Consider the following 23,886-nt stretch of genomic DNA (forward strand, 5'->3'; position numbering starts at 1 on the left):
AGTCATTGCAATTTACTTTGTCATAATATTGTAGAGTGTCTGAGCAAATTCCGCTCTGGTTGCTTTATCTACTGGTAAGAGGTTACCGTTTAATCCAGATATAACTCCATTATTCACAAAGTATGTCATGGCAGCAGTTGCATAAGCAGATACTGTATCACTATCTTTAAAGTCTTTCAGTTCATTTGGAGTAGTTCCGGTCGGCAATGCATTAATGCTCTTAAGCGTATTATATGTCAATACAAACATTTCCTGTCGTGTAACTTCTTTTTCAGGTGCAAACATGTTATTGCCCGCACCATCTGTTATACCCAACCGCTTTGCCGCTGCTAGATACCCAGTATAGTACGTGTTTCCAGCGTCACCGAAGTTGTTTTCAGAGTTTTGATCTGGATTGATACCAAAAGCTTTCATTATCATTACCAGAGATTGTGCGCGGGAAACTTTTGTTTCAGGACCAAAGTTCCCATTACCTAATCCATTGGTTATGTCTCTTGCTGCTAAATAGCTTACGGCATCATTGTACCAAGCGTTGGCTGCAACATCGGTAAATTCAATATTGTTGTACCCTACAGCATATTGCGAGAAATGAGGTACACTGAATGTTAGTGTTTGGGTTGTCACATCATACACACCATTTTTCACCACATTAAGTTGGCCAGCAGTATTGATATGGTAAGCTACAACTGCAATTGGCTTCTCATCGGACTTAAGTGCATAAGGTATTGTTACTGTTATGTTTCCACTAAACTCCGATATCGTCTTGTCACCGCTAGTAATATCGAAATTCACAACGGGTCTATCTCCAACTTTGTGCTGATAATCAGCATCTAATGTTGATGGTTCCATCTTCGTAGCAGTAATGGTAACAGTTCCTGTTGCTTGATCGGAGATGCTTGATATCGCATTTCGACCAAATGTCATTGTTCCGATTGGCGTAGATATTGTTAAGGTAACCGCCGTATTAGATGTGAATTTCATCAAGGATTCATTTGATAATGTAACTTTGACTGCTTTAGCATTTGATGGAGCGTCCACATCCAGTTTAATTGCTACTTCAGTATTTACACCTTGATCAGCAGCTTTTGATACAGCTGTTGTGATAGCATCATCAATCAGTTTGCCAGGTACTGTAGTAACTGCTATTCCATTTTCATCTGTAGTTTTCACAGAAGTTACAGTTGTTACCTTGCCTTGAGAAACAGTTGTCTCATAAACGGGAACGGGCTTTGTTGTAACTTCACCACCACCTGATGGAGGTTGGACAACTGGAGGTGAAACCACTTGTTTCTTTAATACGGTAACTCCGATACTTACTTTCAATGAAATACTATTGGTATTTACCAAGTCAGAAGGCAATATTACTTCGCCATTTACTGTAAACGTTTGTTCTGTCTTGACTGAAGGATCGTAATCAGCAGAATTCACATCCCAAGCTACAACTGCATTCATTTTTCCGTTATTAGTTACTAATACAACGGTAGCAGGTAGCTTAAGATCAGCGATTGTCTTTAGAGTTCCGTTAGGCAATCCGGTTATCGCTGTCGGTGCTTGAATGCTTACAAGCTCTATTCCAGGAATCTTCTCAAATTCAGCAGTAATTATTACATCTTGAGCTGGCATTGTAAATGTATCTTCGAGTATCACATTGCCATTTACTTTCAGAGAACCTGTTTTTAGTTGATATCCAGCATCAGGTGTTACTGTCAATTTTACAGTTTGACTTGGTTTTGCTGTCGATAGATCTGATGTTACTGAACCATTAGTCATAACACCAACTGTAATCGTGTAAGGTTCATCTGTATCTTTTACTACTCTAATCGTTTTATCAGCAAACTTCGTCGAATCAACTTCAGATGTTGCTCTAATTGTAAGCTGATCTGCTGTTTCATTTTCGTTAACCATCAGCAATCCGTTGAAAATTTTAGTATCGACATTTTCAGCACCATAAACAGCCCATGTAACGGATGTTGATGCGTCATTTTTTACTGCCACATTAGCAGTGAATTGCTGAATCTTACCAGCCTCAACGAAGTCAACTTGGTCAGGGATTGTAACACTGATTACTTTTGGAAGTAGTTCATTTACTACTAACACTTGTGCTATTCCTGATTTTGTTGTATCAAACGTTGAAGTTGCTTTAACTGTCAGTACACCACCAATTTCTTCGTCAGCAGCAACACGGAGTACCCCGTCACTGATGGTAGTATATTGACTTGAGTTACCGTACACATCCCAAATAACGGTATCACCAGCATTACCTGCGACTTTAGCTTTAAATGTTAGTGTAGTTCCGATCTTTCCATCCACATCGTTAGGGGTTATGGTTACAGAATCAACTACGTGGTCTCCACCCTCTACCAAACGACTTACCACATTATCAAGATCAAACCTTAACTTTTCAAGTTCAGTCTTTGTTACAGCTATTGTAGAAGATTCTACTCCACTGATAATACCTTTAGTTTTTTCTAAAACATCACTAAAGAGTTTAAAGCTATCAGCTGTATATTGATCTTCAGTGTATGTTTTTTCATATTCGTTACAGACTTCTTTAAGTCTTTGAATATTTCCAATACTACGAAGTGCTAAGGCCGATTCTTCTAATGCAGCTCTATATCCTTCTGCGTCACTCGCTGTAACTGCTGTTGATAGTGCTGCTTTAATAGCGTTTAAAGCTATTGAGAATGGCCCCCATGTAGCGGGAACATAATTGGCTTCATGCAAATTACTATAACGATTGACTAAATCCTTCAAAGAAGCTTGGTCAACATAAAGCTCATTAGTAGGATCATAAGTATATTCTAGTCGTCCTGAGTTAGGTTTCCCATATTGTTTCAGTTCATAATACAGCGTGCCACCATCTTTGGACAACGGAACTCTTGCCTGCCTAATGAAATCTTGGCCTTCTTCTACTTGCTGTGAATGTAAAATAGGTGATTGTGAATCAGCAGTTTCATAAATCTTCATAGAAGTCCCAACATCTAATCCTTCTAAGGTAAACACACCGTACTTACTACGTGTTTGGTTACCCATTAAAGAATGCTCCAGCTTAATTGATGTTGGTAGCTTAATTTCCGTTCCAACTTCAGGCGCATATTCAATACTAGAACGTAAGCTCACCACTCCATTTACATTAGTTGTGTAATACAATCTGCCGCCTTCAGGAATTAATGTTAAATTCTCAAAAGAAGCCACTCCACGATTAAGCTGCTTGTATTTATTGTTTGGTTGTGTAGCTTTTACCTCTGCAATTGGTTGGTCAGACTTCAGGCTGTCATAGATTTTCACGATACCTGTATCATCTGCAACCGTTCCCCCTGATCCGATAGGCATTGCAACATTGTCTAAAACTACAGAATCAGTTGCTCCAACATTATTTTTCACTGTTACATTGCGGTCTAGCAAGGCTGTGGAATGAGGGACATAAGGATTCTCATACAATTCAAATTCATAGATACGAATTGCATGCCAAGGACAGTTATCACTTTTTGTAACGTGAAGCCTAATATAACGTGCTGTAATAGGAGTATCAAGTACACGGTCGGTAACGTCTTGACGGTTTCCGATTACCTCATCGACTTTTGTGTAATTTAATTTTATAACTCTCTGCTTACTAGTAGGGTCATTAGGATCTAAAATAGGTTGTCTATCATCTTTCGCATACTGTAAATCAAACGTGTCGGTATTAAAATCTACGCCCTCACCTGCACCGGCAACGTTAGCATGCTTAACAACCCAACGGCTAATATCCATATCTTTGCCCAAGTCGAAGTAAGCAGATGCAATTGTTTTACCTGAAGCCCATTTACTGTTTGGAATAACACCATCGTTAATTTTGTCAACCTTGCCCCCAGGGTCAAAAGAGCCATCATCAACGACCGGGACGTTCAACGCAATATTAGTACCTTCTACTTGCGCTACTTCGAAACCACCCGTAACAGCTGGCCAGTTGAAATTGAATGTTTTTACCCCGCCAACTGTTCCATTAGCGCTGTATGATGTAATTTCGAAAGTAGTCTGTGCTTCTTCATTGTCTCTTACAAATCTACCTAAATAAAAAGCATCACTTGGTGTTGCGCCAATGAATTCTTTTGTCCCATCAGCGTATACGCGATGGATGGTGTATAGTGACGCTTTGGCAGATTTATCCCAATATATTCTTGCTTCTGCTGTTGTATCATTTACATATATTGAATCATCAAGTGTAATTGCAGATGTTGCTGCAGGAGCAGCTTCATTTGTTGTAAATGCAAGTCTTCCGATATTTATAGAATAGTCCTTAACATCCTCATTTGCATTTATTTTCAATGATATCGCAATTGCTTTTTTATCGTGTTTTGATAGGTCGATAGTAGAGGTTATCCAACCATTCTTCTCTGTACCAGCTGGAACAGGGTAGAATTCGAAATTACTATCGTCATAAGTATCGCCAAAGCATAAACCAACATACACATCGACATCTGAAGCAGGTGTTTTATATGTGATGCTTATCTTACTATTATCAGTGATCTCTAACTGTGAGCTGTATAGCTTTATGTGATTTGCTTGATTTGCGTCTAGATTACCTGATAACTTTAACGATGATCCTCCCCACCAAGCATCTTCATAATCAAAATTAGGAGCTAGCTTAGAACCTTTACTATCAACAATCCAACGCCAAGTTGGTGTTATATCCGTTAGTGAACGGTTATACCAACCCTTTTCCTTACCAGTAACAATACCGTCTTCATAGAATTTCTTACCGTTACCAACTGTGAAATTTGTTGCAAATTCATTTCCTATAATTGGTGTTTGGTCTGCAACAAGATTTGAAAATCCAGGAAAAACACCGAGAGTACGTGTTTTATCTCTAGGATCGAATGCTGGACCTGTCCACAAACGTAGGTCTTCATGGTTCATAAAATCATCGATACTCTTAGAGCTAATGAGTGTTGCGTTAGGCCCTAGAATACCGAGAGATGTTTTTAATTTCCCATCGGGACCAATTAGATTAGTAACATCAGCACCTTTGTCGGTATAAGGGAAGTTCTCCCATGTCGCATGGATATCAAAAGGGCTTCTACCAGCGTCTACGACTGACTTAATTGAAGCATTAATATTTCTCCAGCTCATGTCAAGCCACCAGTCGTTATTTAAGCGTGTATCCCCATCTTGCATCCAATTTTTAACGTCAGATTCACCTAATTGACCTTTCCCGTTATACCAAGCCATAGTAAAGTTATCTGGCTTCTTCTCCTGAATATATGCGAGCATCTCTTTAAGTTTTGCCATGCTCTCTGGACTTGAACTTGATTCTTGATTAATGGTAAAACCATCAAATCCATAATACTGAGCAATTTCAACTAATTTATCGGCAGCAACAAAATTACCTTTAGCGTCCTGTTCCACCAACTGATCAATAAACTTACCACCATATGCACTGTCACCCCAAGGGATGAAAATAGTTCCAGTTGCCTTTACACCGTTTCTATGTGCAGAGTCTATATGCTCTGGTGTCGGTATAGCAATTGGCCCCTCAGCTGACGAGCCTCCCCAATAATTGTTGATATCAACGTATTGGAAATTTGTCATTGCATATGTGTAAGCGCCATCGCCACCCTGTGACGGTGATTGGCTTGCACGTGCACTTGTACCACTAAGAGGGATTATTCTTGCATCGCGTGATGCATTAGGATTGACGGATGGTCCCATCCACCTTTTTGCCAGAGGAACAGCACTCCGATTATATCGGGCATCGGGGTCATTATCAGGAGTCCAATTTTTCAATTCGTCGATTTGGAATGCTGCCCCATAAGGCTGCAATGTTTCATTATGCAAATAGTACTCATTTGATATCGGCAATGGTTCAGGCCAATACCCCAAGGCAGCTTGTACTGGTTGCCCTGTAATCAAAACAGTAGAAAGAGTGGAGCCAACAAGAACACAGCTCAACGCTTTCTTAATAAGAGGTTTTTTCATCTGATTATCTCCTACTTTGTGTATTTTTTGAAGATTTCGTGCTGCTATTTACTCCTATTAGGAGTTGAGAGACACTATTTAATTCTTCATCCTATACGCTAATCAAAGCAAATGACTAGACTTCGTGGGACGTATTCATATCCCAACATCTTACCTAGTACCGCCTTCTGAGTGTTTGTATCAACCCCTTTATGAGATATTATCTAGTGGGCTTCGAGTGCAATAAACCTTAGAATATCTGTACATAAGCAAATCATTCGGTCTCTGAACCAAACTAGTAAGCTATGGTGAAGGGCGAGAGGTTCGAATCCTCAAGCGGCTCTTCACAGCCACAGATGCGTTCCAAGCAAGTACTCTAGACCACTCTGTCACCTTACCTTATTAAGTTGGGTAAAGGAGAGATTCGAACTCTCGGTGATACTGCCGTACCACAAGGGATTCCCCTCTGCAATCAACCACTCTGCCACTTCACCCATAATGGAGGACAAAACAAGATTTGAACTCGCGAGAGCAACTGAAGGCACTAAACCATTGCACATACATCTTGCCCATCACGCCAAATGAAAGCGGTTTCAAAAATTCATTAGTTACATTCTAGCAAATACGTGGATTTTAAGACTACTGTACAAACAATAGAAAGTAGTCAAAAAACTATAGGGTTGACCAAAGTTTTCAATAGTTCTTTCGCTTATACGTCTCTAAGTCAGTTGCGCTGGTTGCCAGAGTAATGGCCCTAAAACTTGCCGTTACAGACAGCACGGTGAACCGTACCATAAGTAGGGGCAAGTTTTTTTGGAAAATCGCGCTGAGGGCTTGGAACGGAGCCTTGAAGGATATGGGTTGAAGAGCGGTCACGCGCAGCAGCGAAGATGGAGCAAACGGACTTTTGCGAGCTTTTTGGAGTTGCAAATTACAAAATAATGGAGGGTTATAAATGAAGTGCTTTTACGGAGTATTATCTTTTTTGGGACTCGTCTTGCCCTAATCGCAATTCATCCCTTGGGTCGTGCGCAACGGCCTCGATTTGTCTCTCCTATTTGAAGCCATAACCAGTACGCGTATCGGAGCTTTTGCATGGATGGATGTTTTAGTTACCGCGATCGTGCTTATGGGATTTATTCTATTAGAAGGCACCAGAAAGAAAATGAAATATTTATGGCTGCCGATTGCAGGTACGCTACTGGTAGGTCCTTCACTGGGTCTTCCCTTGTTTTTGTTTCTTCGACAATTACACTTGGAGAAAAACATTCTAAAATAGCATCAAAGATGGGAACGGAAACATGGTTAAACGAATCAGTTTAAAATGTTCGGCATTTCTTGAACGTCATACTTCCATCGACGCAGCAAAGAATGTAATCTCGGATGCAGAGGCATGGATCGTAGACTTCAAAACGTTCTCCAACACATGATCACCTTTCAATTCATTATTGAAACAGATAGCGTGGGGCGTTTGCTTGCTCAGATTGAGGCATCTCCCCTTACTCTTTTTTCAGAGTCATCAACAGAATTAAAGCTGCGTTTAGAAGATTGGGAAACGAAACGTCCGACAATAGAACTTAATGGTTCTTTAGTAGTGTACATCGTAAACGATGGGCCTGATGTTGAAGTTGACGTACCAGCGGTACCAGGCTAAAGGCTTCCTGCAAATGAATTGAAGGGTTGTCTACTATAATCTGTTTTAGTATGAAAGCTTGCCGGTACAGACTGAGTGGAGAACCTTATCATAAGTAGGGCGAATTATTATGCTTTTGAGTATGAATCTTCGCACAATCTCCGTTGTCGGCTTCGGTAAATGACTACTAAATTAATTTGTCATGTGACAATACTGATGACAGCGGTCACTATTAAATACAATTAGTTCCATTATAATAGATCTAGCTAGTGGTGCTAAGTGGTATACCCGGATTGTTCGCGACAGATGAAGGTAAGGCATATGCGGCAGTGAGCTTTGCTGGAGGAACGGGACTTGAAGGTGATCCCTATCAGATTGCAACCGCCGAACAATTGAATGCTGTTCGTAATTATTTAGGTGCTGGTATCTACTTCGAATTGACTAAATATGGGGGAAAGTAAAGTGAAAAAAATAAAAAGACTGCAATTATCTATTGTACTTGTGCTTGTAATGACGTTGTTTGTGGTCCCTGTTGCTCAGGCGGCTCCGGTCGGCCAAGTGGCCGAGATTTCTATTATCGTTAATGATAGCGTAATCCCGAGTGACGTCGAACCCGTTGTCCATAAAGGAACCGCGCTTATGCCTTTGAGGGTCCTTGAAGACTTGCTCGGCGTGTCTCTTAACTGGAACAGTTCTACACAAACAATAGCGGTTTTTAAAGGAGATGCATCGGGTACGCTGATTATAGGCGACCCGACCGCCAGCATTAAAGTCGGTGATGTAGAGGAGAAGGTCACGCTCGATCAACCTGCTAAGATCATTCAGAACCGGGTTATGGTACCGGTACGTTTTATTGCCGAATTATTCGGTGCAAAAGTAGTATGGAATTCCACCATGAAAACCATCACCATCAGTACTCAGCCATCGGTTGACCAAGAATCGCAGAATTCTAAAGGCAATGGAGTCAAGGGTGATAAAGGCGATACCGGAGCGACTGGGCCAGCGGGAGCACAAGGCCCAGCAGGACCGGCGGGATCACAAGGAGATCCGGGGCCAGCGGGAGCACAAGGCCCAGCAGGACCGGCGGGATCACAAGGAGATCCGGGGCCAGCGGGAGCACAAGGCCCAGCAGGACCGGCGGGACCACAAGGAGATTCAGGGCCAGCGGGAGCACAAGGCCCAGCAGGACCGGCGGGACCACAAGGAGATCCAGGGCCAGCGGGGACTTCTTTTACCTCGGAAGGATTTTCTGTTACGGGTACGACATACTCAATCGCTAGTAGCACGCTATTTACGAATTGGAGTGAGGCGTCCCCTTATTACGCAAGCCCTGCATTTAATCCTGCTACAGGGATATTTACGGCACCAGCCACTGGCAAGTATGCTATACATGCAACTGTTAACTATAAGACTAACGTTCCAGTTAGTATAAGCTTAGGAAGTGGCATTGATCCATTTTTTACCGTAAAGAAGAATGGCAGCACTGATTTAATAAAAGGTTATATGCCTATCTTGGACGTCAATATAGCGTTAATTTTAACTATAAGGACCGTACTAAGTAGTGCGACGGTGACGCTATCCGGTGATGTAGAGCTGCAAGCAGGTGAGGAAGTTGGATTATATTACGAAGCTGACGGTCTAACCCTTGGTTTCAGTACGGATATAGTATGGTCGATTCATCGGCTATCCTAATACAAGGTTGCATGAGGTGAAGTTGAACCTTTGGTAATAGAAACACATCTTAACAGATATAGAGTCGGGCCATTCTCTTTGGGAGAATGTCTGGCTCTATTTTTGAATAGGACTCTTTAACGAGGATAGTTAAGCAACTGTCTACAACAAATTATTGATCTTTAGGGGTGACTGGTTCAGAGTAGAACTGTTGATATCGTTCCAACAATTTTTTACCATTCTTCTTGACATAGTCTCGTTGCTTTCTAACATTATATCCTTTATAGGAACCATAGAAAATTCCTGAAGATGTGTGTAGATTTACAGCGTTTGATGCCACGCGGTTTGTAGGTTCTGTATTAGTTTCTACACTGTCATAAAAGCGACTTCTTTTTGCATCTACAACAGTTGCATTCCAACCTTGCTTGTTTTTAATATTAGCAATCCGTATCCTAGCAACTATTGCTACAACCACTTCTTGCTCATTGTTCTCATCAGTTACAAATGCGTCGATAATATGTTTATTACTAGCTAGGTCAAGAACTTGTGTAACATCAAGTGTTTTTATTTCATTTGATCCGTTCGCCATATAAAACAACCCAACCTTTCATATTCAGATATAAATTGTATCGGAAATATATGGTTAGCTTATTACATCAAATGACGAAGGTAAGCCTGTGATTCAATTTCGGGGCTTTCTCTGACAAAGGAAAAGCCCCTTCCGCTTGTCAATCAGCTTCGTTATCCCTCGTTTGTTTCAAATGAAGAAACAGGCGTAATCGCGATTCGAGCTTCCTGTGCATTTTGACTTAAGAGAGTATACCCCTCCGGATGATCGCCACTTGCGAGTTCATCTTCGATGTAATCATGATCTCGCAGATAAGGTGAAGGAATCCAACTATCATTACATTGAAGAAATGAAAGAGCATCAAGCTGGATTAGATGTGGTTTTACGCGTACGCCAACTGGATGAATTACTGCAATGGGTGCTCGGCTGGGGAGCGGGTGTAATCGTATTGGAGCCTGAATCATTCCGGAATAAGATTCGTGAGGAAGCCCGAAAAATTTCAGAACGCTACTGACATAACGCTGTCAGTAGCGTTGTTTTATTATCGGGTATGTAAACATAAAGGAGTATAGAGAGGATGGTATTTTGTGAATTTTGCTTCTGTACGCATCATTACCGACGATGTGAATCGTCTCGTCGAGTTCTATGAAAAAGTTCTGGGTGTTTCGGCGGTGCACCCCGCGCCTGTTTTTGCCGAACTCGTTATGCCAGCATGTACCCTGGCAATCGGCCACTCCCAAACGGCGCAGCTATTCGGCGCTGGTTCCGTAGTGGCAGCGAGCAATCACACTGTCATCATCGAGTTCCGCGTCGACGATGTCGAAGCCGAATATGCACGCTTGAAGCCAATTGTCTATGATTGGGTAAAAGAACCGACCACGATGCCGTGGGGAAACCGTTCTATGCTGTTCCGTGATCCCGACGGCAACCTTGTAAACCTCTTCGAGCCGGTGACCGAGGAAGCGATTAAACGGTTTAGTGGCAGGCATTGATTAACTGATCTTCATGAGGGTCATGTCGAGGTCGTAGCTAATTAATAGGTTTGTCATGTGGTCCTGATAGTAGTCAAAATATAACTAATTTTGCGTACCTCTCACGGCATAGAACACATCGGAGACAGACTTGCTCTGCTGCCGCAGCACCTGCTCCAGCCATTGACGGTCAACCTGTTGTGTACGAGATTGTCTTCCATGATTTTGCCTCCATAATCAGTTCAACAGGGAACGACTGGACGGCCGCGGTGTGCAGCTTCAGATCTTTGCCGATTTTCAAGCGCGGTCTTGGACACGAGGAAAGAGATGCGAAGAAGGCCAGCAGCGTTACGGCGATGAGCTAATGGTTGAGCTTATCGTAAACGCCTTTTAAGGTCATACCATAAGAATGGCCTTAAAATTTGCCGTTACAGACAGCGCGGTGAACAGTATCATAAGTAACGGCAAGTTATTGCTTAATTAGTCTGGATGCAGAAAGACCGACCTGCCTTGCATATGGATAGTCCAGCTGAAAGACCGTGTCCAATTGGCGACGGTGAAGCACGAATTTAGCTAACCCTTTGACCTCAGTATATTCATCAAGGAATGGTTCGAAATAAAATGTGCATTGTGCACATAATTTGTGCGATGCACATAATTTCGAATGAGAGCTGGGTGTAATAACTATGAAGGCAGCAATAGTGAAGAAGAAGGGGACCATTCCCGTAATGGGTCATTTTGATTCCCCTGTTGCGACAGGTGGGCAAGTTATAATTAACGTTTCGGCAACAGCCTTGAGTCGAGTTAGCAAGTTCCGTTCAATGGGTAAGCACTACTCATCAGAAGTTAATTTTCCAATTGTAGCTGGTATTGACGGTGTTGGAACTTTGGAAGATGGGTCTCGAGTTTACTTTGCACTGCCAACGGCACCGTATGGTAGTTTGGCTGAGCAAACCGTTGTCAACGAGAAGCTAGTTGTCCGTTTACCAGATGGTATTGATGATCTCACTGCTGCCGCTATTGCCAACCCAGCTATGTCGTCATGGGCTGCATTGGTATTTCGGGCTGGCTTCAAATCCGGCCAAACGGTTTTGATTAACGGCGCCACTGGGGCATCCGGTAGCTTAGCAGTTCAGATTGCTAAGGGCCTTGGGGCCAAGAAAATCATTGTAACGGGACGCAATGAATCGAAGCTACATTCACTTGGAGCCGATGAGGCCATTGCATTTAATATGACAGCTGACTACGGACAAAAAATGTTTGAAAACGGCCTAATGCCAGTTATTGCTGAAGGTGTTGATGTTATATTGGATTACCTTTGGGGTGATAGCGCATTTGCCATCATGGCAGCTCTTTCTAAGAATAATACGGATCGTGTAACCCGCTTTGTAAGCATTGGAACTTCATCTGGACAAGAAAACATAAATTTACCTTCATCTATTTTACGCTCATCAACAATTGAACTGGTAGGTAGTGGAGATAAGAGTGTTTCTAAAGCTGATATGTTATCCGCTGTTCAAGGTGTTTTTGAGATGGCCGCCGAGGGGAAGATAAAGATTGACACAACAGAGTTTGCTCTAGAAAATATCGAAGAGGCTTGGAATGCTCCGCTTACACCACGTCCAGTAGTAAAGGTGCGATAAAAAGAAATGGAGAATGAAATTTTTAAAGCGCTAATTGATTTAGTTTCCATTATCAATCGGCCAGACCGTGATAAGAAAATGATTGCTGATGCTGGTGTAAATTTGGAGGCAGCAGCCTTTCGCGTCTTTGTTGGTATCGAGCATCTCCAACTGACTAGTGTTGGTGATTTGGCTGCTATGATGGGGAAAAACTATTCGAGTGTTAGTCGGCAAATCGATAAGGTAGAGACCGCCGGGTTGGTTTATACTTATCCATCAAGTTCAGACTCTCGAATTCGTGTGTCTGAATTGACAAAATACGGGGAGGAAATCAATACAATGATTAACCTCGCCCGTGAGCGCAATATGCATGAAGCTTTAGCTGATTGGACTTGGGATGAAAAAAACGCATTATTAAATAATTTAAAGCGTTTATTCGAATCGTTGCAAAAGTTCGACTGAGTACTGTTGTTGCAACTTTTTCTCTCCATGTTCGAATGCGACTCTTGTGTTGTGTTGTTTAATCATCCAAACTCATAAGTTCAATAGACGTTTCTCTACGACCAAGAAAGGAGCTGCCACGGCAGCTCCTTTCGCATTTTTCGCCGTTAGCCCTGTTACGGTGAACCGTATCACAAGTAGAGGCAAGTTTTTTGAAGAAAAACTCACAGGAGCCTGTGTTTACAGCAAGCCTAGTGGCCGTATCTGTCTAGTACAAAGAGACGATTGCCTGTACGGTTACGTCTCGGAGTTGGGAAGGGAAGAGGCTAGCTGGGGGCAGCGTAATGAAGTCTTGTTGGGTTTTGAAGATTCGTATATTCAGCTCTCCTGAAACTAAAAAAAGCTCATTCTACATCCGGGTGAACTTTTTTATAGAGTGTATAATAATTATTGGGACACAGATACTTCACTCATTAGAGCATGTACATTTTGGTCGTGGTCATGAAAGAACGTCAATGTAGAAGCAGCGATGTTAAAAATGATAGTAGGTACCTAGGTCACAGGACCCGACTCATGTCGTGTGCAGCCTCTCATGCTGGAAATAGATGAGAAGCACGAAAAAACAAGCCTAGTCGCCAATAACGTGGAGACTAGGCTTGTTATTCTTGAAAATCTCAGTAGCTGAATCAATTATTCTACAGAAGCTCCAGATAACGTCCCTAAGCGTTATACTGTGCCTGATGCAGCCGGCTGTATATGCCACCGGCATGGACTAACTCTTCATGGCGGCCTTGCTCGGCGATGCCTTCTTCGTTCACGACCATGATCCGGTCGGCATTCTTTATCGTCGTCAATCGGTGGGCGATGACGAGTGTGGTTCTACCCACGGACAGATCCGCCAGCGATTGCTGAATCGCTGCTTCCGTTTCTGTATCCAGTGCGGAAGTAGCTTCATCCAGAATCAGGATCGGCGGATTCTTCAGGAACATGCGGGCGATCGCTAGGCGCTGCTTCTGTCCACCGGACAGCTTCACACCGCGCTCGCCGATCACCGTATCCATGCCATCTGGAAGATTCTGAATGAGATCTTCCAGATGGGCACGCCGAGCAGCTTCCCAGATTTCGGGCAGCTTCGCATCCAGCTTTCCGTAGGCGATGTTTTCACGAATCGTACCCGAGAACAGGAACACATCCTGCTGTACGATCCCGATCTGCTTACGTAACGACTCCAGCTTCATGTCACGGATATCAATGCCATCTATGGTGATAGCCCCGCCTGTGACATCATAGAAACGAGGGAGCAGGCTGCAAATAGTTGTTTTGCCTGCGCCAGAAGGTCCAACAAAGGCAATCGTTTCGCCAGCCTTAACTTTTAGGCTGATATTTTGTAGAACCGGACGGTCTTCGTCGTATCCGAAAAAGACATTCTGGAAGGTAATATCACCGTGTAAAGTACTTACCTCTACGGCATCCGGCTTATCGCTGATATCTGGCTCCGTATCAATAATTTCTAGATAACGTTTAAAGCCGGCAATTCCTTTTGGATAACTCTCGATAACGGCATTGATCTTCTCGATCGGACGGAAAAAGATATTGGACAACAGAATAAATGCCACAAACTCACCGATTTGCAACTCGCCATTGATGAAGAACCAAGCGCCGCTGATCATCACAAGGATCGTAATGAGGCGTGTCATCATATAGCTGACGGATAAGCTTTTGGCCATGATTTTATAAGCGAGAAGCTTAGTTTTACGGAACATTTGGTTATCTACTGCGAATAGCTCTTGTTCATGCTGCTCATTGGCAAAAGATTGAACAACCCGGATACCACCGACATTATCTTCGATACGGGCATTGAAACTACCTACATTTCCAAAAAGCTGGCGGTAGGTGGAAGTCATGTTGCGTCCGAAGTAAATGATCACCCAAGCCATAATTGGAACGATAATAAAAGTAATAATGGCCAGCTTCAGATTAATATCAGCCATAAGGAGGAAAGCACCGACAAGTGTCATGATGGCGATAAATATATCCTCAGGACCGTGATGCGCCACCTCGCCGATATCATTTAAATCGTTGGTGATTCGCCCGATGAGGTGACCTGTTTTATTATTATCAAAAAAGCGGAAGGACAGTTTCTGGATATGATCGAACATTTTTTTACGCATATCGGTCTCGATATTAATGCCAAGCATATGCCCCCAGTATGTAACGATATACTGCATAACTGTATTCAAGGCGTAAATAGCTAGGAGCGCGACACACGCAATAAGAATTAGCGGCCAATCTTGACCCGGGAGCAAATCATCAATAAATTTATTGACAGCTACCGGAAAAGCTAGTTCTAGAAGACCTGCAAAAACAGCGCAGGAGAAGTCCAATATAAATAGTTTTTTATACGGACGATAGTAGGAAAAAAAACTTCGAAGCATTCTGTTCACTCTTTTCTATAGGAATATGTAGGAGATCGAATGAAATTGATTCTCAATTGTCTTGATTATATGGATACTAAAGATGTCATTCGATTTTGTCAATAATAGGGTTATAAAATTACTTAAGGCTTGTAACTTTTATAATAATAGTGGATGATAGGTCTTAATGCCATGTAATAAACATTTTTATATTTCTGGCGTAATCGCTCACCGTCCTTACAGGGATGTCAAAGGCGTTTATGCTTGTTGCAATTTAGGAGGATACATGATGAAAGCATCGCAACGAGAAGGAAACATTCAAAATAGAGGTTTAACAGATACCAAATATGATCGCTGGCTGCTAGTGTTGGGGATTGTGTTTATCGCAGCGGCACTTAGAGCGCCTTTCACATCCGTCGGTCCACTGGTACAAATGATTCAGGATGATCTAGGCTTATCGAACACTTTAGCAGGAGCTATTACTACTCTACCATTGTTGGCTTTTGCCATTTTGTCCCCGTTTGCTCCAAAGCTAGCTCGCCGTTTCGGCTTGGCTAATGTGTTATTAATTGCTATGGTTATGCTTGCTATGGGGATTCTAATCCGGTCGGGATCTGGAACGGGACTGTTGTTCACAGGTACGGCGATACTCGGGCTTTCTATTGCGGTATGTAATGTACTGCTTCCGGGTCTGATTAAAGGGAAGTTTCCCCACAAAATTGGATTAATGACAGGTGTTTATACTGTCTCAATGAATTTATGCGCTGCCGTCGCTTCAGGTATTAGTGTACCGCTAGCTAGTCAAGCTGGATTTGGCTGGAGAGGGACTTTGGCAATTTGGTTTATGATCGCTGCGCTAGCAACCCTGTTCTGGATTCCGCAAATGCGCAAGCTCGATCAAGGGACTGGGGCCAAGGGGTCGATCTCTAGTGGAAATATGTGGCGTTCTTCGCTTGCTTGGAAGGTAACGATTTTTATGGGCTTACAGTCGTTGCTCTATTATGTCTTCATAGCTTGGTTCTCTGTTCTCCTTGGTGAGCGAGGGATGTCATCAAGCCATGCAGGTTGGTTACTATCACTAATGCAAATGGCCCAGCTGCCGTTTACTTTCTTCGTGCCGTTGTGGGCAGGTCGGATGAAGAACCAACGTATTCTAGTAATCATCACGGCTATTTTGTATTTCATCGGAATCGGTGGCATTTGGTTGGGAAGCAGTGCTTTAATGGCTGTCTGGGCGATCTGTTTTGGGATTGCCGGAGGATTTGCCTTCGGACTTGTGATGATGTTCTTCAGTCTACGGACAAGAAGCACTCAAGAAGCAGCGGAACTGTCGGGAATGGCCCAATCCGTAGGTTACGTGCTTGCAGCAATGGGCCCGGCATTATTCGGATGGCTTCATGATGTAACGAATAGCTGGACGATGCCGCTTGTTTTATTGCTGGGTGCAAGCGTATTGCTGCTGGTTGTCGGACTTGGTGCTGGTAGCGATCGATATGTGGGAGATAGAAGATAGATGGTCATAAAAAGAGTGTATTGGTGCGGACAAGCGCCAGTACACTCTTTTTTTTGTTGCATAGGAAGAAGCCACGCCCTTCATTGTTAGACGCGTTTGTAAGCGACGACCCGGATTCTTCGATAATCCATCACCCAGCGGCCATCCTGAAATAATGTCGGTCTAAGTTTCTGTTCCATATAAGAGAGGACTTCTTCTCGTTCAGATGGTGTTAGGACACTTAAGATTCCATTAGCAAAAGTGTTCAGCCAGGACTGGAACCCTTGCTCTCCAGCCTCTAGTGGGGTTGGACGGTCGAAACAAAGGGCGAGGTCAACAGTCAGTCCATGTTGTTCTAGTAGTGTTGTATATTGTCCGATGCTAGGGAAGTACCAAGGTAATTGAAGCTTATCACTACACCCTATAGCGGCAAAAGCATTTGGAAGCTCAGTGACGATAGAAGCGATATTGCCCAGCCCACCGAACTCGGCTACAAAACGCCCGCCTGTTCGTAGGCTAGCTGTGATAGAAGCAGCTGCTCCGTTCGCGTCGGTCAACCAGTGTAGAGCAGCGTTGCTGAACACGGCATCGACTGGCTGTTCCGCCACATAGTTTTGCCCATCTGCTAAGATGAAGTTTAGCTGGGGATGCTTGTCACGGGCAGACTGAATCATTTCGGCTGAAGCATCAATACCTGTTACAGTGGCACCACTAGCAGCGATGGCTGCTGCCAAAGCACCAGTTCCGCATCCCCAATCAACAATCTGTTCGCCAGGCTGGGGGCGAAGAAGCTCAATCAATGACTCTCCAAACTGAGACACAAAGGCCATATCAGTATCATAGGTTCCGGTGTTCCACTGCTGGTTCATACGTATTCGTCCTTTCTGGTTTGGAATTACACTAATATTTCCGACGTAGCACATTCTTTTAATTATGTTGTATCATACCAGCCTCTTATAAGTGAAATATATAAACTGAATAACTGTGATTGGTTATACCTATGGGCATTTGAATATGATATCGCTTTTATCGCTGTTGTTAGATTTATCTGTACATCGATTTAAAAATATGTTGCTATTTATCCGAAAAAAGAGTATATTCTTATGTACAGTGATTATTTCATTGGTGTACATAATGTGCGGTCGTGGCGGAATTGGCAGACGCGCACGGTTCAGGTCCGTGTGGTAGCAATATCGTGGAGGTTCGAGTCCTCTCGACCGCATCATCAAATAGGCTTATACAATTGCTCTTGGGCAGTTGTATAAGCCTATTTTTTATGTCTGAAGAAAGTGATGGTGGTCCAATTCTAGTGGCTTCTAAGTCCGATGCACCCCATGCGTAGTGGAAGGAATAGATTTAATTAGATGGGGTAGATCCAAGTTGAGGAAATTGCGATCATGAACCGTCTATATCCATGTGCTATAGGCTTTTTTTCGTGGTTATGATCGGTTGCGTTTACTAAAAATAGGTATTTTTGTATTGACAATTATATCGGCTTCCGTAATAATATTATTACGGTAACCGATATATCGCTAACAGTAATAGAATGGAGATGGAATCATGCCTGAAAGCTCAGAAAGAGGAGCCTTAACGGAAGCTGTATTTTACATTTTATTGTCTTTATACACCGCAATGCACGGTTACGCGATTATGCAGAATGTGAAGGATTTAAGTCATGGTCGAGTTGATCTTGGAGCGGGCACTTTATATGGAGCTATCAACACCTTGCTTGAGAAAAAATGGATAAGAGCTATAGAAGGGGAAGAAGGCTGCCGAAGAAAGGAATACGAAATTACTGAATTAGGGAAGACAGTGATTCAGGGGGAGCTTATCCGGTTGGAAGAACTGATTGCCAATGGGAAGAGAATAGCTGGAGGTGAGTCCAAATGAAACATGTGGTTCGCAAGCTGTTTTGGGATTTTGAGAAGGAAGAACAGTGGCTTAATGAAATGTCTGCCAAAGGGTTAGCCCTTTCAAGCTACTCCTGGTGTAAATATGTGTTTACTGACTCGCCTAAGAATGAGTATACGTATAGAATTGAGCTTTTAGATAATGTGCCTACTCATCCGGAAAGCATGGCATACCTCAAGTTTTTAGAAGAAAATGGAGTAGAGTGTGTTAGCAGCTATGTTCGCTGGATTTATCTTAGAAAGAAGTCATCCGAAGGTGCGTTTGATATTTACACAGATCTGGAATCCAAAATAAAACACTTTAAGCGAATCAACACACTATGGAATTCTGTCATGTGGTTAGAGTTCATTGTTGGTTTAGCCAACATTCTCATTGGGCTAACAAATTATTTCACTTCATCCAACAGCATTAGTTTGGTAAATGTTATTCTAGGCGGGCTTTTAATTCTTTTAGGACTTGTTTTTTTTAGAGCTGGCGCACCTATCCGTAAGAAAATTAAAAAGCTTCAGCAAGAGAATTTAATAAGAGAATAGTCCTTATTCTTGTGATATGTATAAACAGCAGTTTTCCTGATTACTCGGGACTTGTTGTTTATTTTTTTGTCTATGACGATAACGCGCAATCTCATTGCTTTTCACCGGCCTATCATTTAGGACTCAACTATCAAGCTTAATTACCGAAAAAAAGGTATACTGGAATAGATTACGAAATTGTAATAAAGTTTGTCCCCATACCAAAAGAGGAGGCTGCACAGGTGTCTGAATTTCTTTTTAAGCAACTATACTTACGGTCTTCTATAGGGGTTGCTGTAGTCTCTCCCAAGGAAGGGACCTTGATTCAATCCAATCCAGCACTTTGCCATATGCTTGGTTACTCTGAAGAAGAGCTTTTAAATATGGGCTATCTAGATCTTATTTATCCAGACGATGTAGCTGATGATGATCATTACGTTATCCTGAACAATCTCTTAGCAGATCCTGGGACCGCAATAGAGTTAGAAAGACGGTTCTTATGTAAGGGTGGCGAGATAATCTGGGTAGCTCAACATATATTTCTGATTCTTCAGGAGAACTCTAGTGAACCCCTTGTCTTGATCTCAGAACTTACGGATATCACAGACCGAAGGCTTGCGGAAGATAAGATTCAGGAAGATCAGCATTTATATAATTTGATCACACAAAATACGCCGGATATGATTTCTTTTGGCGGACCAGACGGTACACTGCACTACGTTTCTCCTTCAGTGGAGTTGTTGCTAGGATATCCTCCAGATGAAATGATCGGTACGAAAAGACCTGAGTATTATCACGCAGAAGATGCCCTTGAAATGACAAAACACGGAAAGCTCTATTCTGATACGGATGTGTATACACGCAGGGCCCGGCATAAAGACGGACATTATTTGTGGATTGAGAGCAGCTCACAGGTGGTACGCGATGATCAGGGGGAAATCAAGCAGATATTAACGATCGGCCGCGATATTACCCAGCGTAAGAAATATGAGGATATGCTGGCGCAAGCCCAATATCTTGCGAAAATGGGATCGTGGGAATGGGATGCGACGAAAACGCGGTTGACGGTTTCTAGAGAGATGCGTAACATTTTTGGCTTTTCGTTGGACGACAGCAATCATTCCTATTTTGATTACAAACGAGTGCTTTCCTGTATTGATCCAGATGATTTTACTAGACTTCAAAAGCTGGTTCACCAGTCTTTAGCGAATGGGACGAATGGCGAAGTTATGGTTAGAATTAAAAGTGCGGATGGAAAATTGAAGTTTCTGGATGCACACTGGGAAGTGACTAAAGATGAGGAAGGAAGAGTGCTACAGATCAGCGGAATTGCCCAGGATGTGACTGAACGTCATCAAATGGAGGAACAGATGCGTGATAGTGAGCAGAATTACCGACTCCTGTCGGAAAATTCAATGGATTTCATTTCACGTAATACAGCGGACGGAGACCTCATCTATCTATATGCATCACCCATTTGCCAGACGATGTTCGGCTATACACCGGAAGAAATGTACGAAACGAGAGGTATTGATTACATACATCCTGAAGACAAGGAGAAAGTGGTGTCCTATCTTAGCAACTGTATGGAAGGGAAGAAGCTCGACCCTGTGACCTTTCGGTTTCTATGCAAAGATGGAACGTACATTTGGACGGAAACAACACTTCGCTATATTTACTCGGAGACCTTTGGAGGACGGGAGCTTGTGTGTGTAACCCGGGACATTGCGGAACGGGCGCGGCATTTTGAAGAAATAGAGAAGTTAAGTAACGAGCATGCTCTAATATTGAATTCGGTATCTGAAGGCATATTTGGTATGAATCTTGAAGGGGATACGATGTTCATCAATCCAGCGGCGATTACTATGCTAGGATACGATCCAACGGAATGGTTGAACAGCAAATTCCATACGATTCATCAGACTTGGCTGGATAATGAGCCATTCTTGGGCATTCAGAAGACGCTGATTCCCTCGCACTTCAATAATCGCTCTTTTGATGAGAAAGAGGGTGTGTTTTGGAGGCAAGATGGTTCCAGCTTTTTGGTCAGATATCACATGACTCCTCTTTTTGATGGAGAAGAGCGGATCGGGGCTGTAGTGGTTTTCCGAGATATCACAGAAGAGAAGGAGATTGTGCGAGCGAAGGAGTCTGCAGAGGAAGCGGATCGGGCGAAATCGGAGTTTCTAGCGATCATGAGCCATGAGCTGCGTACGCCTATGAACGGTATTATAGGAATGGCAGACTTGCTCTCAGGGACAGAGTTAAATGAAGAGCAGAGCTACTACACACAAATCATTACAAGTAGCGGAGAAGCATTGCTTCATATTTTGAATGAAGTGCTGGATTTCAGCAAAATTGAAGCAGGCATGATGACACTTGAACTGCAAATGGTGGACTTGCGTGAAGTGATACAGAACGTTAGTGAGCTATTCTATCCGAAGGTCAAAGAAAAAGGGTTGTTATTAACTATCAATATTGCACCTGATCTTCCATTTGTCATTGTGACGGATGAGGCAAGATTGCGCCAAATTCTCGTGAACTTAGTGGGAAATGCGGTGAAATTTACGGAGACAGGTGAAATTAGTATTTCTGCCAGCCTGGTAGCTTCTCAAAAGTCAGGAAATATTATCGTTAAATTCATGGTTAAAGATACGGGCTTGGGGATCCCGGTTGCCAGTCAAGGGTTATTGTTTCAATCGTTCTCGCAATTGCATCCTTCCATTAATCGAAAATATGGCGGAACAGGACTTGGACTGGCGATTAGCAAAAAGCTGGTGGAGCTGCTCGGAGGAGCGATTGGTGTGAGGAGCTGTGAGGAACATGGCTCAGAGTTCTTTTTCACCGTGGAGGTCTCTTTGCCAAAAGAGGAATGGAATCAGAAGGTTACGCTCCACCCTTCAGTGGATACAGACAAAAGCAATAAACCTAACGCCAGAGCATCTGATACGGGAGAATATGGACCGATGTCTATTCTCATCGCTGAAGATCATCCTGTGAATCAGCAACTGATGCTGGCTTATATGAAGAAGAGGGGATACTTCCCTGACATTGCATCAAATGGCGAGGAAGCAGTTCGAGCTGTGCTGTCCAAGGATTATGATCTCGTCTTTATGGATATTCAGATGCCTATTATGGATGGGATAGAAGCAACAGGAATCATACGTGAGAAGCTCGGGCTGTCTCCCATTATTATTGCGGCCACAGCTTTTGCCAGAAATGAAGATAAAGACATGTGCCTGAGTGCAGGAATGCAGGATTTCATCTCCAAGCCTATCTCCATAAAGGAGCTTGACAGGGTATTAAAAGATTGGTCTACTCGGATTCGTTAAGGATGAGGAGTGTCATTGACAAAAGGGCGTAAGATTAATATATTTGTAATCGTAATTATTACGAATATATTGTCAATGAAAGGATCCATACCTTGTTAAAGATGAAGCGTGGTGATTTTGTAATCATTTTTTTAGCTCTATTCGCAGCAGGTTTGATTTACGGAATCAAGTGGTGGGACACCCATAATGAACAGTATCAACAAGGCGATTTGAAAGCTATAATTACGGTTGATGGTAAGGAATACAAGACCGTTTCTTTGACTAAAGAAGAGCAAATTATAGATATTCAATCGAAGTTTGGTCACAATACCTTAAAGGTATTTGATTACGGGATCCAAATGACATATTCTGACGCTCCTTTGCGAATCGCTTTGGAAATGGGGTTTATTTCTAGGCCAAAGCAGCAAATCATCTGTATACCCGCCCGTATTATGGTTGAAGTATTTAACCCTAACCGATCTGTGGATGATGAGGATGAGCTGGACGCAATTATTTAGTAGGGTTGGCCGTATTCGTCAAAGCTTTCCATGCGGTTATGGAGTCAGCACTCGTGTAAATGTAGGGTGTTGTTGGTTGCGCGATAGGTGTAATTGCTTCTGCGCGTATTTGCATCATTTCTTGGCCTTTGTATTGCACAATTTGAAGCTTGCCCCGAACCTCTATCCAGGTATCAGTGGGCAAGCTTTTTAATTTGCCGGAATCAACCAACATCCCAAACGGAGTAGCATCGGCGGTACAGCACTGAACCAGAAATCTGCCAATGGCAAAAACATTCTCTGGCGTTTCACTGTCATCGCGGTATAGAAAACCGGAAACGGAAATTTCTTTGCCTTCAAATTGTTGTTTATACATGTCAATAGCGCCTAGTGTTTCAGAAAAAATATCAGAATACACAGGGATAGTAGGCTGCCCATATAAGATCTTAGCTAGCTCGGTGAGCTCCTCATGATAAGGATCAATCGATTCGAATCTAACTGCGTTGGTAGTCTCTGATGGTAAAGAGGAGAACGAAATCCCCTTTTTACTAGCGGCCATACTTCCCAAGGCACGATCAGGAAGTGCAAATCCAAGCAGCAGTGGAAACAGGAATAATCCATAAAGCGCTGTACTTTTAAATATGGAATGTGGGAGGCGATGCTCGCAGTCACATAGCACATTTCCCTTACCAAATAAGGCTTGAATGGCCAAGCTGAGCGCCATTAGTGTCAGAGGAATCGGACATAACTGAACCCAGCGTGCTAGCTTAGGCGCTACATAATAATGCAAAGCGTCCTGCTGCACTAAATGCCCAATATAGAGAGCAAAGGCGAGCAGAATGACCGCCCTTAACAAATAGTGAAATCGGATGCTTCGAGAGTCATTCATGCGCTTCCTCCTAACAA

19 protein-coding genes, 2 tRNA genes and 1 pseudogene are annotated in these 23,886 nt (G+C 42.9%); 16 read left to right on the forward strand and 6 right to left on the reverse strand.

What is annotated here, in order from left to right; translation table 11 throughout:
• Positions 1-12: 12 nt before the first annotated feature.
• Positions 13-5,958 carry an S-layer homology domain-containing protein gene (locus tag MKY19_RS09755; protein WP_339802328.1) on the reverse strand — a complete coding sequence of 1,982 codons (5,946 nt, stop codon included), beginning with the start codon at positions 5,956-5,958 and terminating at the stop codon, positions 13-15.
• A gap of 387 nt (positions 5,959-6,345) precedes the next feature.
• Positions 6,346-6,432 (reverse strand) — tRNA-OTHER (locus MKY19_RS09760).
• A gap of 520 nt (positions 6,433-6,952) precedes the next feature.
• Between MKY19_RS09760 and MKY19_RS09765 the strand changes: the two genes are divergently transcribed.
• From MKY19_RS09765 to MKY19_RS09785, 5 genes are all read left to right on the forward strand, one after another.
• A complete protein-coding gene (locus MKY19_RS09765; RefSeq protein WP_339804252.1) occupies positions 6,953-7,216 on the forward strand; it encodes a DUF2834 domain-containing protein in 264 nt (87 codons plus the stop codon).
• A gap of 22 nt (positions 7,217-7,238) precedes the next feature.
• A complete protein-coding gene (locus tag MKY19_RS09770) occupies positions 7,239-7,367 on the forward strand; it encodes a hypothetical protein (RefSeq protein ID WP_339270188.1) in 129 nt (42 codons plus the stop codon).
• Positions 7,364-7,591, forward strand: coding sequence for a hypothetical protein (locus MKY19_RS09775; protein ID WP_339802331.1), 228 nt, complete (start codon positions 7,364-7,366; stop codon positions 7,589-7,591). Before MKY19_RS09770 ends, MKY19_RS09775 begins: the two co-directional genes overlap by 4 nt.
• A 248-nt stretch (positions 7,592-7,839) precedes the next feature.
• Positions 7,840-8,031, forward strand: a complete 192-nt coding sequence (locus tag MKY19_RS09780; protein WP_143759320.1) for a hypothetical protein — start codon at positions 7,840-7,842, stop codon at positions 8,029-8,031.
• A 1-nt stretch (position 8,032) separates the two neighbouring features.
• Complete coding sequence (locus MKY19_RS09785) at positions 8,033-9,262, forward strand: stalk domain-containing protein (RefSeq protein ID WP_339802336.1); 1,230 nt, start codon at positions 8,033-8,035, stop codon at positions 9,260-9,262.
• 151 nt (positions 9,263-9,413) lie between these two features.
• Here MKY19_RS09785 and MKY19_RS09790 read toward each other — a convergent pair whose 3' ends face one another.
• The gene (locus MKY19_RS09790; protein WP_339802338.1) at positions 9,414-9,830 is read right to left on the reverse strand and encodes a hypothetical protein; all 417 of its coding nucleotides are present in this window, start codon (positions 9,828-9,830) and stop codon (positions 9,414-9,416) included.
• Between the two features lie 205 nt (positions 9,831-10,035).
• Between MKY19_RS09790 and MKY19_RS09795 the strand changes: the two are divergent.
• The 5 genes and pseudogenes from MKY19_RS09795 to MKY19_RS09815 all read left to right on the forward strand — a co-directional run.
• Positions 10,036-10,323, forward strand: a pseudogene (locus tag MKY19_RS09795) (WYL domain-containing protein); the annotation flags it as partial.
• Between the two features lie 73 nt (positions 10,324-10,396).
• Complete coding sequence (locus tag MKY19_RS09800; protein ID WP_076283207.1) at positions 10,397-10,801, forward strand: VOC family protein; 405 nt, start codon at positions 10,397-10,399, stop codon at positions 10,799-10,801.
• Positions 10,802-10,851: 50 nt separating this feature from the next.
• Positions 10,852-11,145, forward strand: coding sequence for a hypothetical protein (locus MKY19_RS09805; protein ID WP_339270195.1), 294 nt, complete (start codon positions 10,852-10,854; stop codon positions 11,143-11,145).
• 321 nt (positions 11,146-11,466) lie between these two features.
• On the forward strand, positions 11,467-12,423 hold the full coding sequence (locus MKY19_RS09810) for a zinc-binding alcohol dehydrogenase family protein (RefSeq protein WP_339802343.1): 957 nt from the start codon (positions 11,467-11,469) through the stop codon (positions 12,421-12,423).
• Between the two features lie 6 nt (positions 12,424-12,429).
• Positions 12,430-12,864, forward strand: coding sequence for a MarR family winged helix-turn-helix transcriptional regulator (locus MKY19_RS09815; protein WP_339802346.1), 435 nt, complete (start codon positions 12,430-12,432; stop codon positions 12,862-12,864).
• Between the two features lie 698 nt (positions 12,865-13,562).
• Here the strand turns inward: MKY19_RS09815 and MKY19_RS09820 are convergent.
• Complete coding sequence (locus MKY19_RS09820; RefSeq protein WP_339802349.1) at positions 13,563-15,278, reverse strand: ABC transporter ATP-binding protein; 1,716 nt, start codon at positions 15,276-15,278, stop codon at positions 13,563-13,565.
• A 268-nt stretch (positions 15,279-15,546) separates the two neighbouring features.
• Here MKY19_RS09820 and MKY19_RS09825 point away from each other — a divergent pair, with 268 nt between their 5' ends.
• Positions 15,547-16,770: an MFS transporter gene (locus MKY19_RS09825; RefSeq protein WP_081951083.1), complete on the forward strand. Its 1,224-nt coding sequence runs from the start codon at positions 15,547-15,549 to the stop codon at positions 16,768-16,770.
• Between the two features lie 86 nt (positions 16,771-16,856).
• Here the strand turns inward: MKY19_RS09825 and MKY19_RS09830 are convergent, their stop codons facing one another.
• On the reverse strand, positions 16,857-17,618 hold the full coding sequence (locus MKY19_RS09830; RefSeq protein ID WP_339802351.1) for a methyltransferase domain-containing protein: 762 nt from the start codon (positions 17,616-17,618) through the stop codon (positions 16,857-16,859).
• Between the two features lie 269 nt (positions 17,619-17,887).
• Between MKY19_RS09830 and MKY19_RS09835 the strand changes: the two genes are divergently transcribed.
• From MKY19_RS09835 to MKY19_RS09855, 5 genes are all read left to right on the forward strand, one after another.
• Positions 17,888-17,971 (forward strand) — tRNA-Leu (locus MKY19_RS09835).
• Positions 17,972-18,309: 338 nt separating this feature from the next.
• A complete protein-coding gene (locus MKY19_RS09840; protein ID WP_339802353.1) occupies positions 18,310-18,639 on the forward strand; it encodes a PadR family transcriptional regulator in 330 nt (109 codons plus the stop codon).
• The gene (locus tag MKY19_RS09845) at positions 18,636-19,193 is read left to right on the forward strand and encodes a DUF2812 domain-containing protein (RefSeq protein ID WP_339802355.1); all 558 of its coding nucleotides are present in this window, start codon (positions 18,636-18,638) and stop codon (positions 19,191-19,193) included. The genes MKY19_RS09840 and MKY19_RS09845 overlap by 4 nt, the downstream gene beginning before the upstream one ends.
• Before the next feature lie 221 nt (positions 19,194-19,414).
• Positions 19,415-22,504: a PAS domain S-box protein gene (locus MKY19_RS09850; protein ID WP_339270209.1), complete on the forward strand. Its 3,090-nt coding sequence runs from the start codon at positions 19,415-19,417 to the stop codon at positions 22,502-22,504.
• 101 nt (positions 22,505-22,605) lie between these two features.
• A complete protein-coding gene (locus MKY19_RS09855; protein ID WP_339248508.1) occupies positions 22,606-23,001 on the forward strand; it encodes a NusG domain II-containing protein in 396 nt (131 codons plus the stop codon).
• Here the strand turns inward: MKY19_RS09855 and MKY19_RS09860 are convergent.
• Entirely contained in the window at positions 22,994-23,869 is an 876-nt protein-coding gene (locus MKY19_RS09860; RefSeq protein ID WP_339802359.1) for a TIGR03943 family protein, read from the reverse strand. The two genes, MKY19_RS09855 and MKY19_RS09860, sit on opposite strands and share 8 nt — an antisense overlap.
• Positions 23,870-23,886 lie beyond the last annotated feature (17 nt).

It is taken from the genome of Paenibacillus sp. FSL R5-0744 (genome assembly GCF_037972555.1).
GTDB lineage: Bacteria > Bacillota > Bacilli > Paenibacillales > Paenibacillaceae > Paenibacillus_AQ.